Here is a 15,223-nt window from a genome sequence, read left to right as displayed (position 1 = left end):
GTGCGAAATATTGCTCTATTCGTCAACAGCTTTTTTAAAACACTCGTTTTGGTCATGATGTTAACTATATGTTTTAAATGAGTTTGTTTGATTAGCGCAAAAACTCTATGCAGATGGTTATGCTCTTGTTTTCCACCCCTTCGCGGTGGCCCCATATCAGGGGGAGAGCAGTCGATGGGATGTAACTTATTACGTAATAAAATTACAAATGCAAAAACAAATCCCGACCTCACTCCAAGCTTTTAAAAAACGCCCGTATGAAATGCGTTTGAGCAACCCAGCAATCGCTTGGTGCCCTCTGGCATTGGATGAAGAACGGTTGTTTAAAACTTAAATTGCCCAATGGGGCCAAATGGGGTCCGGTGGCAGCCGAGTGAGAAAGTGATGGGCAATAACGTAGGTTTGTATCACCTCAGGGGATGGCGTGTGCAGGCGAGGGGAGGGATGCTGGTAGCAGATATGACTGCCGCTATTTCGTTACGCAGGATATTGTTGTTATTTGTATCAGCGGGCCATCCTGGCCCTCGAAGGAGGTATCAAGGAGAGATGATCCCGAGTGTCGCGACCCTGATCTCCCGTGACAGAAACGGGTTGACGCCAGGGCTGACGGTTCAGTAGTCATCGTCCGGCGCCGCCAGATCGACGATGTCGAGCCGTACGACGGGGCCATGTTCGGCCACATACTGGTTGACATCGGTTTCGGTGGCCGGCTGGGGCAGGGGAGAGTGTTCGGGTTGTGCTTCAACTGCTTGCGTCATGGGTGCTTGCCTCACTGGATTGCAAGCCGGTTGGTGACTCCATCACCCGGGTTTCCACCTCCCTGTACGAAATGCCGGCGGAAAAGTCGCGTATCCTAGCGATACTCGTGAAAGGTTTCAAGCGGTTCTGAATAAAATCCGTACCGCAACTGACTGGTGACTCTTTGCCGGAGAGGACGTGACACGAGAGGCTAACGGCGAGCGGCGGGTTGAAGGTCGATATGACGGGCAAAAAAATAGCCCAGTCGCTGGACTGGGCTATTTTCGGGGAATGATGGTCGGCGTGAGAGGATTTGAACCTCCGACCCCTGACACCCCATGACAGTGCGCTACCTGGCTGCGCTACACGCCGACAATGTCAGTCTGTGCTGACGGGGAGGAAGTCTAATGTTCCGCACCTTTGGACGCAACTCCTTTTTTATCATAGAGATGCTGACTGCTTCTTTATTGCTCAGCGCAGATGGAACTTGGGGGCGCCAGGGGGATTTGGCATAATCGCCGCCCCGCCGCGGGCATGGATGGCGGGATCCCTGCCACAGAGATCGGCGGCACGGGGCCGTAATACCGTCTTTCGCCGACAGCATGATCTGTCGTCATCAACCAGTCAGAGAGGAGCAGGGCGTGAAACCATCGGACGTTGCAGCACAGGCGAGCCAGCACGAGCAGGACGAACGCTGGATGCGCCATGCCATGGCGCTGGCCGCCAGGGCCGAGGGGATCGGCGAGATCCCGGTGGGCGCCGTGCTGGTGCTGGGGGAGGAGATCGTCGCAGAGGGTTGGAACCGCTCCATCAGCGAACACGACGCCTGCGCCCATGCCGAGGTGATGGCGCTCCGGGCGGCCGGCGAGCGGCTGCAAAACTACCGTCTGCTCGACACCACCCTCTATGTGACCCTGGAGCCCTGTTGCATGTGTGCCGGTGCCCTGATCCACAGCCGGGTCAAGCGGGTGGTCTATGGCGCGCGGGACTTGAAGACCGGCGCGGCCGGCTCAGTGTTCGAGATCCTGCAGGACCCGCGTCACAATCACAGGGTCGAGCTGACCGGTGGCGTGCTGGCAGAGGCCTGCTCGGCCCAGCTGTCGGATTTCTTCAGGCGTCGCCGCGCCGAGAAAAAGGCCGCCAGATTGGCACTGCAACAAACCCCGGCCGCCGACGATTGAGGTGCATTGGTGCAAACGGTGCGCTCTAGCGGCGTTTTCACTACATTTTTAACCTTATAAAACAGTTGCTTGTCATCTTCTTCATGGCATCTTTGATGCCGCTTTCTTGTCTGCAAATAAGCCCGGTTCACGGGACCTTCATGTAACAAAACTGTCATGCAACCGCCATATAATGCCGCCAAGCCTAGCTCACATTGAGGTTTTGCATGTCATCGGAATCGTTGCACCTGGTTATGGCGGGGAGCAGAAAGCGCCGTATCAAGGATAAGTTGGCCAAGTACGGGGTGACCACGGGCGGAGCCCTGGTACTGGTCGCCCTGTTGCTTATTTTCTTCTATCTGCTTTATGTGGTGAAACCCATCTTCAATGGCGCCTCCATGGAGCCGACCGCATCGTTTACCCTGCCCATTCAGGGCAAGACCGCCTGGCTCGGGGTGGAGGAGCAGAACGAGATCGGCTATCGCTTCAGCGACCAGGGCCAGGTCAACTTCTTTGCCGTCCAGAATGATGGCAAGGTCAAGGTGGGCCAGTCGCTCGGTCAGGCACAGGTAAAGGGTGACATCACCGCCGTCGCGCCGCCGTCGCCGGGCCAGAAGCTGATGGCCTACGGTTTTGCCGACGGCAAGGCCCAGGTGGTGCAGCCCGCTTTCAAGGTCTCCTATCCCAATGACGTGCGGGTCATCGAACCCAGTCTGCAGTACCCCTTCGGCGAAGAGCCTGTCGTGGTGGACCCTGCGGGCAAGGCGCTGTCGCTGATGGTATTTGAAGCCACCAAGGACAAGATGGCCACCGCGGCCGTGACCGCCGATGGTCGCGGCGTCATGATGGTGATGAGCGGCGAGGAGAACTTCCTCTCCGGCGAAGTCGAGTGGAGCGCCCAGAACTACACGATCCCATCCCTGCCGCGTCATGTGGATCAGATGTTGCTGACCCCCAACCTGCGCATCCTGTTCGTGCGTGAGGGCAATCGCCTCTCGGTCTACGACATTCACAACCTCAATGACATCTCCCTGCGCAACGTGCTGGAGATCAATGCCCCCAACGCCAACGTGACCCGGGTCGAGCTGCTCTCCGGCGCCTCTTCCCTGTTGGTGGGCAACGACAATGGCGTCATCTCCCAGTGGTTCGAAGTGGCCCGGGACGGCAAGCGCCAGTTCACCCAGATCCGCGATTTCAAGGGTGATGGCGCCGTGGCGCTGCTGACCCCGGAACATTTTCGCAAGGGTTTCATCAGTGCCGACAAGAGTGGCACCATCAGCTTCTTCCACGCCACCGGCGAAACCAAGCTGCTGAGCGAGAAGGTGGAGGGCGGTCCGCTGGCGGCGCTGGCCATCTCCCCCCGTCACAACGTGCTGCTGATGCAGCAGGGGGATGCCTTCAAGCTGTTTGCGGTGGAGAACGAGCACCCCGAGGTAACCTGGTCGGCGCTCTGGCAACAGGTGTGGTATGAAGGCTATCCCGAGCCCCAGTACGTGTGGCAGTCCACCTCCGCCAGCAACGACTTCGAAGCCAAGCTGAGCCTAGTGCCGCTGGTGTTCGGCACCCTCAAGGCCTCCTTCTATGCCATGGTGTTTGCGGTGCCGCTCGGCGTCGCCGGCGCCATCTACACCGCCTACTTCATGTCGGCGGGGCTGCGCAAATACGTCAAGCCGACGGTGGAGATCATGGCGGCCCTGCCGACCGTTATCCTCGGTTTCCTGGCCGGTCTGTGGCTCGCACCCATCATCGAGGGGGCGCTGCCCGGCGTGGTGCTGCTGCTGATCCTGCTGCCGATGGGGATGCTGCTGACCGCCTTGATCTGGAACTACCTGCCGGAGCGTGGCAAATCCTGGCTGCCAGAAGGGTGGCACGCCATCCTGCTGATCCCGGTACTGCTGCTGATTGGCTGGGGCGCCTTCGCGGTGAGCCCGCTCATCGAGAACGCCTTCATGCACGGTGACTCGCGCATCTGGCTGACCCACGACATGGGCATCAAGTTCGACCAGCGCAACTCCCTGGTGGTCGGCATCGCCATGGGCTTTGCGGTCATTCCCACCATCTTCTCCATCGCCGAGGACGCCGTCTTCTCGGTGCCCAAGCACCTCACCCAGGGCTCCCTGGCCCTCGGTGCCACGCCATGGCAGACCCTGAGCCGGGTGGTGATCCTAACCGCCAGCCCGGGCATCTTCTCTGCGGTGATGATGGGCCTTGGCCGCGCCGTGGGCGAGACCATGATAGTGCTGATGGCCACCGGCAATACCCCCATCATGGACTTCTCCATGTTTCAGGGGCTGCGCACCCTGGCCGCCAACATCGCGGTGGAGATGCCGGAATCGGAAGTGGGCAGCTCTCACTATCGGGTACTGTTCCTCGCCGCCTTCGTGCTGTTCGTGTTCACCTTCTTGTTCAATACCCTGGCCGAGTTCATCCGTCAGCGGTTGCGTGAAAAATACAGCTCCCTGTGATGGGCTGCTCTGTAAGGATCGAGGAATCGACAATGGGTAAGTGGTTTAAATCGGGGGCCCCCTGGATCTGGATGACCGGCGGCGCCGTCAGCCTGAGTCTGGTAGCGGTACTGGGTCTGCTGCTGCTGATCGGCTGGCGTGGTCTGGTCTACTTCTGGCCCCACCCCATCTATGAGTGGCAACTGGAAGACGCCCAGGGCAACAAGAGCGTGCTGATCGGCGAAATCAACGACCGTGAGCTGGTGCCGGTCGAGCGGCTGCGGGCCGCCGGCCTGCCGCTGGCAGGCGAAGAGCGCGAGCTGCTGACCCGCTATCTGGTCAAGACCGGCAACCGCGAGTTCGTCGACCTGGACTTCCGCTGGGTGCTGGAGACCGACATCAAGTCCCAGAGCCTGCCGGCGGAGCTGGCCATGGTGGAACGCGCTACCAACGGCAACTTCTACGGCTATATCGTCGCGGTGAAAGAGGATGGCCGCGAGCTCACCTCGGATCTGCATCCTGCCCTGCAGCGGATGTTGGCGCGGGCCAACGGCCTCTCAAGCCAAGCCGACGATCTGCAAAAAGGGGACATCGGCAGCATCAACTATCAGCTGGAGCGGCTGCGCCTCAAAGAGCGCAAGGCCGAGCTGGACGACAAGCTGACCGATCAGCTTAAAGCCGAGCTGGCGAGCGAGCGTCAGGCCCTCAACGATCGTTATCAGGTGCTGGAAAAAGAGCTCTTCTCCCTGCGTGCCCAGGCAGACAGAGACAGCATCACGGTCAAGGACATGCGTGGCGAGCTGGTGACCATGCCCATGTCCAAGGTGCTGGACGTGGTGTGGCCCAACGACATGAGCCTGCCGGCCAAGGTGGGTTACTGGTTCCACCAGATCGGCAAGTTCGTCTCCGACGATCCGCGCGAGGCCAACACCGAGGGCGGGGTGTTCCCGGCCATCTTCGGCACCGTCTTCATGGTGTTCCTGATGGCGATCATAGTGACTCCGCTGGGGGTCATCGCAGCGGTCTACCTGCACGAGTACGCGGGCAAGAACAGCCTGACCAAGATCATCCGCATCGCGGTGATCAACCTGGCGGGCGTGCCCTCCATCGTGTACGGCGTGTTTGGTCTGGGCTTCTTCGTCTATACCCTGGGTGGCAGCATAGACCGCCTCTTCTATCCGGAAGCGCTGCCGAGCCCGACTTTTGGCTCCCCTGGCGTCATCTGGTCGGCGCTGACCCTGGCCATCCTGACCCTGCCGGTGGTGATCGTCTCCACCGAAGAGGGGCTGGCCCGGATCCCGAGCACCATCCGTCAGGGGTCCCTCGCACTGGGGGCCACCCAGGCCGAGACCCTGTGGCGCATCGTGCTGCCCATGGCGAGCCCGGCCATCATGACCGGCCTCATTCTGGCGATAGCGCGTGCGGCCGGTGAGGTGGCGCCGCTGATGCTGGTAGGGGTGGTGAAACTGGCGCCGACCCTGCCGATGGACGGCAACTTCCCGTATCTGCACGTGGAGCGCAAGTTCATGCACCTGGGCTTCCACATCTATGACGTCGGCTTCCAGAGCCCCAACGTCGAGGCGGCGCGTCCCCTGGTCTACGCCACCTCTTTCCTGCTGGTGACGGTGATCGTCGGCCTCAACCTGACGGCCATCGGTATCCGCAACCACCTGCGTGAGAAGTTCCGTTCTTTGGAACATTGATGACGATGAGCCTGATGGGCATCCGCAACCATTTGCGGGAGAAATTCCGGTCGCTGGAGCATTGATAGGCCAGCCACTACAGAGACGGGCAGGGAACAGGGTTTCCTGCCAGCCAAGCGTTCCGGCCGCGGGCAATGAGAATGCCCGCCGCCACCGACAGATTTTGAGGTAACAGATGATCAACGTAACGACCGCAGCGACCCAGCACACCGCGACCGACCTGCTCAACCTGAGCCCGGAGCAGACCGCGCTGGAGGTGAAGGATCTCAACCTGTACTACGGCAGCAAGCAGGCGCTGTTCAACGTCAACATGAAGATCCCCAAGGGCCAGGTCACCGCCTTTATCGGCCCCTCCGGCTGCGGCAAGTCCACCCTGCTGCGCTGCATCAACCGGATGAACGACCTGGTGGAGATCTGCCGCATCGAGGGCGAGATCCAGCTGCACGGCCACAACATCTACGACAAGAGCGTCGATGTCTCCGCCCTGCGCCGTCAGGTGGGCATGGTGTTCCAGCGCCCGAACCCCTTCCCCAAGTCCATCTACGAGAACGTGGTCTACGGCCTGCGCCTGCAGGGCATCAACGACAGACGCACTCTGGACGAGGCGGCCGAGCGCTCCCTGCGCGGCGCGGCCCTGTGGGACGAGGTGAAGGATCGCCTGCACGACAACGCCTTCGGCCTCTCCGGTGGTCAGCAGCAGCGTCTGGTGATTGCCCGCGCTATCGCCATCGAGCCGGAAGTGTTGCTGCTCGATGAACCGACCTCGGCGCTCGACCCCATCTCCACCCTCACCATCGAGGAGCTGATCAACGAGCTCAAGAGCCAGTTCACCGTGGTGATCGTCACCCACAACATGCAGCAGGCGGCGCGGGTCTCGGATCAGACCGCCTTCATGTACATGGGCGAGCTCATCGAGTACTCGGACACCAACACCATCTTCACCACCCCGGCCAAGAAGAAGACCGAAGACTACATCACCGGTCGTTACGGCTAAGGGATGCTGGCGATGGAGATGAGCAAGATGAGCATCAACAAACAGATTACCGGTCAGTTCAACGACTAGGGCGTGTTGGTGCAACAAGGGTTATGGGGATGAGCAAGATGAGCATCAACAAACAGATTACCCGTCAGTTCAACGACTAAGGCATACTCGGAGCATCAAGGATTATTGGTATGGACAATATGAACCTCAACAAACACATCTCCGGTCAGTTCAATGCCGAGCTCGAGAGCGTGCGCAACCAGGTGCTGGTGATGGGCGGGCTGGTGGAGCAGCAGCTGACCGACGCCATCGCGGCGATCCACGATCAGGATCTGGAGGCGGCGCGCAAGATCGTGGCCAACGACCATAACGTCAACGCCATGGAAGTGGCGATCGACGAGGAGTGCACCCGTATCATCGCCAAGCGCCAGCCTACTGCCTCCGACCTGCGGCTGGTGATGGCCATCATCAAGACCATCACCGACCTTGAGCGCATCGGCGATGTGGCGGACAAGATCGCCCGCATGCTGACCGACAACGCCAACAAACCGCAGCCGCCGCTGGTGTCGCTGGAGAACATGGGCCGCCGCACCATCAAGATGCTGCACGACGTGCTGGACGCCTTCGCCCGCATGGATCTCGATGCTGCGCTGGCGGTCTACAAGGAAGATGACAAGGTGGACCGGGAGTACGAATCCATCATCCGCGAGCTGATGACCTACATGATGGAAGATCCGCGCACCATACCGCAGGTGCTCAACGTGCTGTGGGCGGCGCGGGCCATCGAGCGGGTCGGCGATCGTTGCCAGCACATCTGCGAATACATCGTCTACTACGTGAAAGGCAAGGACGTGCGCCACACCAAGGCAGACGACCTGGGCACCCTGCTGGGGAAAGGGTGAGTCTGAAATGAATAAAAAGGCGCTTTGAGCGCCTTTTTTGTTGCCTTTTCAGTCAGTGCAAGATATCGCCACCCGACTGGCGCTTTTCTGCTAGAATATGCCCCCTGTGTGAGTCCCGGATCGACTCACGGTCCGGTCTCCCGGACCCAGTTTGCCGTCTTGTGCTAAGACGGGTGTAGCAATAGGTTAATCATGAGTTTTGCCGATAGTTTATTTTTCCTGATGCTGCTGGTTGCCGGCAGCGTGTTCTTCTCCCTCTCCGAGATATCCCTCGCCGCCTCCCGCAAGATCAAGTTGCAGGTGATGGCCGATGAGGGCAACCGCCATGCCGAAAAGGTACTGGCACTGCAGGCCCAGCCGGGCAACTTCTTTACCGTGGTGCAGATCGGGCTCAATACCGTCGCCATCCTGGGCGGTATCCTGGGCGAATCCGCCCTGAACCCGGCCATCAAGGAGCTGGTCTCCGAGTTCTATCAGGGGCCCTGGCTGAGTGAAATCAGCTCGGCGACCTCTTTCGTGTTCGTCACCGGTATGTTCATTCTCATCGCCGATCTGATGCCCAAGCGCCTCGCCATGACCATGCCGGAGCGGATCGCCGTGGTGGTGGTGCGCCCCATGCTGCTGTGCGTCACCCTGCTGATGCCGCTGGTGTGGCTGTTCAACGGCATGGCCAACGGCCTGTTCCGCCTGCTGCGCATCTCCATGGTGCGCAACGACGAGATCACCTCCGACGACATCTATGCGGTGATGGATGCGGGCGCCGAAGCGGGCGTCATCCAGCGCGAGGAGCACCAGCTCATCGAGAACGTGTTCGAGCTGCAGTCCCTCGGCGTCACGTCCGCCATGACCGCGCGCGAGAGCCTCATCTACTTCACCCTGCAAGAGGGGGAGGAGAGCATCAAGGCCAAGATCGCCGAGCACCCCCACAACAAGTTCCTGGTGTGCGACCACAACCTCGACAGCATCAAGGGCTTCGTCGACTCCAAGGAGCTGCTGATCCGGGTCATCAGCGGCCAGAGCATCGATCTCAACAGCGGCTCCTTGGTACAGAACGTCATCATCATCCCCGACACCCTGAACCTCTACGAGGCGATGGAGTACTTCAAGAACCATCGCGGCGACTTCGCGGTGGTGATGAACGAGTACGCCCTGGTGGTGGGGATCGTCACCATGAACGACCTGATGAGCACCGTCATGGGCGAGTGGGCCACCCACGTGGTGGAAGAGCAGATAGTGCAGCGGGACGAGAACTCCTGGCTGGTGGACGGGGTTACCCCCATCTCCGACGTGATGCGTGCCTTCGACATCGAGGAGTTCCCGGAAAACCAGAATTATGAAACCATCGCCGGCTTCATCATGTACATGCTGCGCAAGATCCCCAAGCGAACCGACTCGGTCAAATACGCCGGTTACAAGTTTGAAGTGGTGGACATCGACAGCTACAAGATTGACCAGCTGCTGGTCACCCGGGTAGAGGCCACGGCGGCCGACAAGCCCGCTCAGGAATCGTAAAAGGAGCTCGTTAGCAATCATGAAGATGCAGTCTCATTCCCGTGCGCTGGGCTGTGTGGCGCTCGCCTTGGCACTCGGTGCCTGCAGCCAGAGCGCACCGCGCAAGGCGACCACGGTAGCCAAACCGGCCGCTCCCAAGGCAGCCGTGGTCATGCCGCAGCCGGATCCCGATGCGGTGGTGCAAAGCGCCGTGGCGGAGCCGAGTCCGGTGTTCGACGAGGAGTATCACGGCCCGGATCAGGGGTCGCTCGAGTCGGTGACCGCCCTGTTTGCCCGCGGCTACATCGAGTCGGCCATGCGCGAGACCATGCTGGCGGCGGTGCACAGCGACTATCCGCTGCTTGGCATGCGGGACGTGCGCCTGACCGACCCGGTGGCCAAGTTCCTCACCTCTGCCCAGGCCCGTACCACGGCCCACGACTACCTCTATGCCGGGGTGCAGCGCCGGTTGGGTCGCCCGCTCAGCCCCGCCCAGTGGGAGCAGATCTGGCAGGGGTATCCCCAGCAGGGTCGGGTCTCCGATTGGGTCAAACAGACCAAGCGGGTACTGGCCGGGCGTTGAGCCGCCAGTTCATCTGTTGTCACAAGAGGCCACCTTAGGGTGGCCTCTTGTTTTTCTGCCTTTTGTGGTTTTGCGGTGATGCCGGTTGCCGTCGGGCGGGCTTTGCTTTATCTTGTTTTGGCCATCTAAACATCCATATGTTTTTATGGCTAATTTGTTCGGGGTGACGATGGCGACGGGTTGCCGCGCCGCCGGGGCAGGCGCAACGGATAAAGCGCACAGACCCGCACAACAAGACAACAACACAACAAGAGACGTGACAGATGGATACGCAGGCATTGTGGATACTGGATGGCGGCATGGGGCGGGAGCTGGCACGGCGGGGCGCGCCGTTTCGCCAGCCGGAGTGGTCGGCGCTGGCCCTGATGGAGGCCCCCGAGACGGTGCGCGAGGTGCACCGGGCCTATGTGGCGAGCGGGGCCCGGGTCATCACCACCAACAGCTATGCGCTGGTGCCGTTTCATATCGGTGAGGCGCGCTTTGCGGCAGAGGGGGAGCGGCTGGCGGCGCTGGCCGGTCAGCTGGCCCGCGAGGTGGCTGACGAACAGGCAGGCAGCGTGCAGGTGGCCGGCTCCTTGCCGCCGCTGTTTGGTTCCTACCGCGCCGACCTGTTCGACGCGGGCCGGGTGAGCGAGCTGGCGACCCCGCTTGTCCGGGCGCTCTCCCCCCGAGTGGATCTCTGGCTGGCGGAGACCATGAGCCTCATCGCCGAGCCGCTGGCCATCCGGGCCCTGCTGCCCGAGGATGGCAAGCCGTTCTGGGTCTCCTTCACCCTGGAAGACGAGGCGCCGGGCAGTGAGCCGACCCTGCGCTCCGGCGAGCGGGTGGCGGATGCCGTCGCCGCCTTGGCCGAGGCCGGGGTGGATGCCATCCTGTTCAATTGCTGCCAGCCCGAGGTGATCGACGCCGCGCTCAAGGTGGCCAGGGTCGGCTTGCAGGCGCAGGATCGCACCGACATTCGTCTCGGCGCCTATGCTAACGCCTTCCCGCCCCAGCCCAAGGAGGCGACCGCCAACGACGGGCTGGACGAGATCCGCACCGATCTGGGGCCGCTGGATTATCTGGGCTGGGCGGAGCGCTGGCGCGCGGCCGGGGCAAACCTCATCGGCGGCTGCTGCGGCATCGGTCCGGAACACATTGAGGCGCTGGCCAGCCGGCTGCGCTAAGGAGCGCCCATGAAAGAGAGCAAGATCGGGCTCTGGTCCCTCACCGCACTGGTGTTCAGCTCCATGGTGGGGGCGGGGATCTTCAGTCTGCCGCAGAACATGGCCGAGGTGGCCGGCGCGCGCGCCGTGCTGATCGGCTGGGCCGTCACCGGGGTCGGCATCCTGGCGCTCGCCATGAGTTTTCTCTATCTGTCGCGCTTAAGGCCGGAGCTCGATGGCGGCATCTACAGCTATGCCCGCGCCGGTTTCGGCGATCTGGTGGGCTTCTTCTCCGCCTGGGGCTATTGGCTCTGTGCCACCATCGGCGTGGTGGGCTATCTGGTGATCGCCTTCGCGGCGCTGGGCAGCTTCGTCGACACGCCGGAGCGGGTCTGGTTTGGCGAGGGCAACACCTTGGCGGCTTTTGTCGGCGAGTCCTGCATCCTCTGGGCAGTGCACCTGCTGGTGGCCCGCGGCGTGCAGCAGGCGGCCCTGTTCAACCTGGTGGCGACCCTGGCCAAGAGCCTGCCGCTGCTGCTGTTCATCCTGTTCGCCTGCTACTGGTTTGATCCGGTCACCTTCGCGGCGGATCAGCAGGGTAGCTCCCTGGCGACGCCGGTCTCCGAGCAGGTGCGCAACACCATGCTGATCACCCTCTGGGTCTTCACCGGCATCGAGGGGGCGGCGGTGCTGTCGGCCCGGGCCAGAAACCGGCGGGACGTGGGCACGGCCACCGTGCTCGGGGTGGTGCTGGCGCTGCTGCTCTATGTGCTCATCTCGGTGCTGGCGCTCGGGATATTGAGCCGCCCCGAGCTCGCGGCCCTGCCCAACCCCTCCATGGCGGGACTGATGGCCCAGATGACCGGCTCCTGGGGCAAGCTGCTCATCAGCGCCGGCCTTATCGTGTCGGTGCTGGCCTCCTACGTGAGCTGGACCCTCTTCTCGGCCGAGGTGCCGTTCAGCGCGGCGGGCCATGGCGCCTTCCCGGCCATCTTCCGGCGCCAGAATCGCAACGGCACCCCCATCGCCTCGCTCTGGCTCACCAGCCTGACGGTGCAGGGCTGCCTGCTGCTGGTGTGGCTGCTCGGCAAGGGCTACACCAACCTGCTGCTCGTCTCCACCTCCATGATCCTGGTGCCCTATCTGCTGATCGGCCTGTTCCTGCTCAAGCTCTCCTTGCGTAGGGAGGGCAATGGTCTGATGCGAGCGGTGGCGCTGGTGTCGAGCGGTTACGGCCTCTGGCTGCTCTACGCCGCCGGGGTGGAGTATCTGCTGCTCTCCTTGCTGCTCTATGGGCCGGGTCTGCTGCTGTTCCTCTACAGCCGGCGCCAGCTGGGGGCCGAACTGCGACTCAGCGGACGCGAGCGGTTGCTGGCCGGGGTGACGCTGCTGAGCCTCATTCCCGCCGTCTGGTCCTTTGCCCACGTCTGACCGGGTTGTGACCGGCAATGCAAGAGAGCGCCTTTGGGCGCTCTCTTTTTGTCTGTGCGGGTTACTTGCAGTGAGTGCGTGCTCAGTGGCTGGCGGGGCCGACCGGCTTGCCGAACAGCACCGCGAGCTTCTGGCGCCAGGGGAGGCCCTGGGCGTCCCGCAGCATGTCGCGCCACTCATGGAAGGTGAGGGTGAGCGGGTTGAAGCTGTGAATGGGCTTGGTGATGCCGAAGCGGCACGGCTCGGTCGGGTCTTCTTCCACGAAGGTGCCAAACAGCCTGTCCCAGATGATGAGCACCCCGGCGAAGTTGCGATCGATGTATTTGGCGTTGCTGGCGTGGTGCACCCTGTGGTGGGAGGGGGTGTTGAAGATCCACTCCAGCCAGCCAAGCTTGCCCACCACCTGGGTGTGGACGAAGAACTGGAAGCCCAGGCTCAAGAGCACGGTGGCCACCACCGCCTCGGGCGGGAAGCCGATGAGGATCATGGGGATCCAGAACAGCCACATGCCGGAGACCGGGTACATCAGGCTCTGGCGAAAGGCGGTGGAGAGGTTGAGCCGCTCCGAGCTGTGGTGCACCACGTGGGAGGCCCAGAGCCAGCGCACATGGTGGCTCGCGAAGTGGAACAGCCAGTAGCAGAGATCCTGCAGCAGGAAGAGCAGCAACAGGCTCCAGACGTTCAGCTCTATGTTGAGCAGCCGCCAGCCCCAGAGGGCGTCGTAGAGGTAGGCGATGGCGATGGCCGCCAGCGCGTCGCCCCCCTGATGCATCAGCGCCAGGGTGGCGTTGGCGAAGAGATCCCTCCACTGATATCCGGCGCTGGGAAAGGCGGCGCCATGCTTGCGCAGGTAGAGCATCTCCCAGCCGATAAAGGCCACAAAGATCGGCGAGAGGTAGAGCAGGAGCAGTTGCACATCCATGTCGGGCATCCAGTCAGAGCAATTGCTCTCCAGCATAAAGGATGAATGCAAACTTTCATTAACATTTTGCTGCAGTGGGTGTGTTCATCTGGAGCTGGATGTGGCATGTGGCCAGCGGCGGCCCATCAATTGGTATGACGACCCCCTGAGCGGCGGGTGCAGTGACTATGCTTGATGAAGCTTTCTACCTCTGGAGTGGCAGATGATGTGGCTGTGGTGTTGCTTGTTGATGGGGGTCTGCCTGCTGGCGCAGGCCAAGACCCGGGTCGAGATCCTGGCCGATGCCAACTATCCCCCCTACTCCTGGCAGGAGGGAGAGGAGGTCAAGGGGATCTATGCCGACATAGTGCGCAGCGTGGCGGCCTCCATGGATGGCTACGAGGTGGTGATCAAGGCCATGCCCTGGCGACGGGGTCTGAGCATGGTGGAGCAGGGCAGTGCCTTCGCCATCTTCCCGCCCTACTACCAGCCCGATGGTCGTCCCTGGATGTGGCCCTACTCCCAGCCCCTGCTCGACGAGGAGCTGGTGGTGATGTGCGGCGCCGGGGTGGCCGTCAATACCCCGCAGGCGCAGTTCCCGACCGACTACTATGGCCTGCGCTTTGGCATGAATGCCGGTTTTACCATCGGCGGCGCCCCCTTCTGGCAGGCCATCAAAGAGCAGAAGATCGGGTTGGAAGAGGTGAAGAGCAACCGGGAGAACCTGCTCAAGATCGTGCGCGGCCGGGTGGACTGCACCGTCAACGACCGGCTCTCGCTGCTCTATGAGCTGCTCAGCATGATCAAGGGCAACCAGCTGGCGGTGGCCGACATGTCCCAGCTCAAGCAGGGGCCCGTGCTCAGCCGGGAGCAGGGGTTTCTCGGCTACAGCCGCAAGGGGGAGTTCGACTTCAAGGAGGACTTTGTCGAGCAGTTCGACAAGCATCTCTACGAACTCAAGAAGCGGGACGGGATCCGGACCATAGTGGAGCAATACCTGGGAAAGTCCCCGCGCTGAACTGATGGTGGAGCCGGTCAGATTCAGCCTTCCTGTCGTGTCGGCCAAGCAACAGAGGGACTATGAGTCCCTCTGTTGCTTTTATGGCCAGCTTGATCTTGCCCATATGACAACCGCATTCCCTCATGCCTCACCACCATCTGGCGACTGGTCTGTTTGAAAATTCAATGTAACCTGTTGTTTTCAAATGGCTGATGAGGCAGTTATGCAGTGGGTGAAAAGAGGGGCTGTGATCGCCCTGTTGTGGAGTGGCGGAGTGTGGGCCGATCCCGCTCAGGAGCTGGTCAGTCTGCTCAACAGCGAGCAGCAGGCGGAGCAGCTGCAGGCCCAGATGCAGGCACAGATGATCCCGCTGATCATTCGGGGCGCCGGTGAACATGCACAGGAGCTGGCCCAGCACCGTGATGTACTGGAGGCCTGGTTTGCCCGTTATCTCTCCTGGCCGGCCATGAGTGCCGAGGTGGCCGCCATCTATCGCAAGCATTTCACCGAGGCCGAGCTCAAGGAGCTGATCGCCTTCTATCAGAGCCCGGTCGGAAAAAAATCCCTGGATACCATGCCGGCCATCTTTCAGGAGAGCTCGCTGGTGGGTAAATCCCTGGCCGAGCGCAACATGCCGGCACTGCAAACCATGCTGGATGAAGCAAAACGCAACGCGACAAAATAGATGCTGTCGCCAGGGTATCAACGCAAAGAGGGAGCCATGGGCTCCCTCTTTCTTTTTG

13 protein-coding genes and 1 tRNA gene are annotated in these 15,223 nt (G+C 61.6%); 11 read left to right on the top strand and 3 right to left on the bottom strand.

Annotation, left to right across the window (positions count from 1 at the left end; genetic code table 11):
• Positions 1 to 611 precede the first annotated feature (611 nt).
• Together CAK78_RS22775 and CAK78_RS04840 are read right to left on the bottom strand one after the other, a co-directional pair.
• Complete coding sequence (locus CAK78_RS22775) at positions 612 to 758, bottom strand: hypothetical protein (protein WP_176452674.1); 147 nt, start codon at positions 756 to 758, stop codon at positions 612 to 614.
• A 275-nt stretch (positions 759 to 1,033) separates the two neighbouring features.
• A tRNA-Pro gene (locus CAK78_RS04840) sits at positions 1,034 to 1,110 on the bottom strand.
• Positions 1,111 to 1,379: 269 nt separating this feature from the next.
• Between CAK78_RS04840 and tadA the strand changes: the two genes are divergently transcribed.
• The 9 genes from tadA (at position 1,380) to CAK78_RS04795 (ending at position 12,579) form a co-directional block, all read left to right on the top strand.
• On the top strand, positions 1,380 to 1,919 hold the full coding sequence (gene tadA / locus CAK78_RS04835) for a tRNA adenosine(34) deaminase TadA (RefSeq protein ID WP_017783968.1): 540 nt from the start codon (positions 1,380 to 1,382) through the stop codon (positions 1,917 to 1,919).
• Positions 1,920 to 2,125: 206 nt separating this feature from the next.
• Positions 2,126 to 4,363, top strand: coding sequence for an ABC transporter permease subunit (locus CAK78_RS04830; protein WP_094696544.1), 2,238 nt, complete (start codon positions 2,126 to 2,128; stop codon positions 4,361 to 4,363).
• Positions 4,364 to 4,395: 32 nt separating this feature from the next.
• Complete coding sequence (gene pstA / locus CAK78_RS04825) at positions 4,396 to 6,045, top strand: phosphate ABC transporter permease PstA (protein ID WP_094696543.1); 1,650 nt, start codon at positions 4,396 to 4,398, stop codon at positions 6,043 to 6,045.
• A gap of 175 nt (positions 6,046 to 6,220) precedes the next feature.
• The gene (gene pstB, locus CAK78_RS04820) at positions 6,221 to 7,039 is read left to right on the top strand and encodes a phosphate ABC transporter ATP-binding protein PstB (RefSeq protein WP_094696542.1); all 819 of its coding nucleotides are present in this window, start codon (positions 6,221 to 6,223) and stop codon (positions 7,037 to 7,039) included.
• Between the two features lie 179 nt (positions 7,040 to 7,218).
• Positions 7,219 to 7,929: a phosphate signaling complex protein PhoU gene (gene phoU, locus CAK78_RS04815; RefSeq protein ID WP_010633479.1), complete on the top strand. Its 711-nt coding sequence runs from the start codon at positions 7,219 to 7,221 to the stop codon at positions 7,927 to 7,929.
• Positions 7,930 to 8,121: 192 nt separating this feature from the next.
• The gene (locus tag CAK78_RS04810; RefSeq protein ID WP_094696541.1) at positions 8,122 to 9,441 is read left to right on the top strand and encodes a hemolysin family protein; all 1,320 of its coding nucleotides are present in this window, start codon (positions 8,122 to 8,124) and stop codon (positions 9,439 to 9,441) included.
• 19 nt (positions 9,442 to 9,460) lie between these two features.
• Entirely contained in the window at positions 9,461 to 10,003 is a 543-nt protein-coding gene (locus tag CAK78_RS04805; RefSeq protein WP_176452673.1) for a hypothetical protein, read from the top strand.
• 263 nt (positions 10,004 to 10,266) lie between these two features.
• Positions 10,267 to 11,169 carry a homocysteine S-methyltransferase family protein gene (locus tag CAK78_RS04800; protein ID WP_094696540.1) on the top strand — a complete coding sequence of 301 codons (903 nt, stop codon included), beginning with the start codon at positions 10,267 to 10,269 and terminating at the stop codon, positions 11,167 to 11,169.
• A 9-nt stretch (positions 11,170 to 11,178) separates the two neighbouring features.
• On the top strand, positions 11,179 to 12,579 hold the full coding sequence (locus CAK78_RS04795; protein ID WP_094696539.1) for a basic amino acid/polyamine antiporter: 1,401 nt from the start codon (positions 11,179 to 11,181) through the stop codon (positions 12,577 to 12,579).
• An 82-nt stretch (positions 12,580 to 12,661) separates the two neighbouring features.
• Here the strand turns inward: CAK78_RS04795 and CAK78_RS04790 are convergent, their stop codons facing one another.
• The gene (locus CAK78_RS04790) at positions 12,662 to 13,501 is read right to left on the bottom strand and encodes a sterol desaturase family protein (protein WP_176452672.1); all 840 of its coding nucleotides are present in this window, start codon (positions 13,499 to 13,501) and stop codon (positions 12,662 to 12,664) included.
• Between the two features lie 229 nt (positions 13,502 to 13,730).
• Between CAK78_RS04790 and CAK78_RS04785 the strand changes: the two genes are divergently transcribed.
• Together CAK78_RS04785 and CAK78_RS04780 are read left to right on the top strand one after the other, a co-directional pair.
• Positions 13,731 to 14,498, top strand: a complete 768-nt coding sequence (locus CAK78_RS04785; protein ID WP_094696537.1) for a substrate-binding periplasmic protein — start codon at positions 13,731 to 13,733, stop codon at positions 14,496 to 14,498.
• 229 nt (positions 14,499 to 14,727) lie between these two features.
• Complete coding sequence (locus CAK78_RS04780; protein WP_254924710.1) at positions 14,728 to 15,165, top strand: DUF2059 domain-containing protein; 438 nt, start codon at positions 14,728 to 14,730, stop codon at positions 15,163 to 15,165.
• Positions 15,166 to 15,223 lie beyond the last annotated feature (58 nt).

It is taken from the genome of Aeromonas sp. A35_P (assembly GCF_002259925.1).
Taxonomy (GTDB): Bacteria; Pseudomonadota; Gammaproteobacteria; order Enterobacterales; family Aeromonadaceae; genus Aeromonas; species Aeromonas dhakensis.
Note: the sequence above shows the minus strand (reverse complement) of the source record. Positions and strands in the feature narration are given on the sequence as shown.

Bases quoted from the DNA above. Each gene is read 5' to 3' on its own strand.
- CAK78_RS22775 (WP_176452674.1), bottom strand. From the start codon at position 758: ATGACGCAAGCAGTTGAAGCACAACCCGAACACTCTCCCCTGCCCCAG.
- CAK78_RS04830 (WP_094696544.1), top strand. From the start codon at position 2,126: ATGTCATCGGAATCGTTGCACCTGGTTATGGCGGGGAGCAGAAAGCGC.
- pstA (WP_094696543.1), top strand. From the start codon at position 4,396: ATGGGTAAGTGGTTTAAATCGGGGGCCCCCTGGATCTGGATGACCGGC.
- pstB (WP_094696542.1), top strand. From the start codon at position 6,221: ATGATCAACGTAACGACCGCAGCGACCCAGCACACCGCGACCGACCTG.
- phoU (WP_010633479.1), top strand. From the start codon at position 7,219: ATGGACAATATGAACCTCAACAAACACATCTCCGGTCAGTTCAATGCC.
- CAK78_RS04810 (WP_094696541.1), top strand. From the start codon at position 8,122: ATGAGTTTTGCCGATAGTTTATTTTTCCTGATGCTGCTGGTTGCCGGC.
- CAK78_RS04805 (WP_176452673.1), top strand. From the start codon at position 9,461: ATGAAGATGCAGTCTCATTCCCGTGCGCTGGGCTGTGTGGCGCTCGCC.
- CAK78_RS04800 (WP_094696540.1), top strand. From the start codon at position 10,267: ATGGATACGCAGGCATTGTGGATACTGGATGGCGGCATGGGGCGGGAG.
- CAK78_RS04795 (WP_094696539.1), top strand. From the start codon at position 11,179: ATGAAAGAGAGCAAGATCGGGCTCTGGTCCCTCACCGCACTGGTGTTC.
- CAK78_RS04790 (WP_176452672.1), bottom strand. From the start codon at position 13,501: ATGGATGTGCAACTGCTCCTGCTCTACCTCTCGCCGATCTTTGTGGCC.
- CAK78_RS04785 (WP_094696537.1), top strand. From the start codon at position 13,731: ATGGGGGTCTGCCTGCTGGCGCAGGCCAAGACCCGGGTCGAGATCCTG.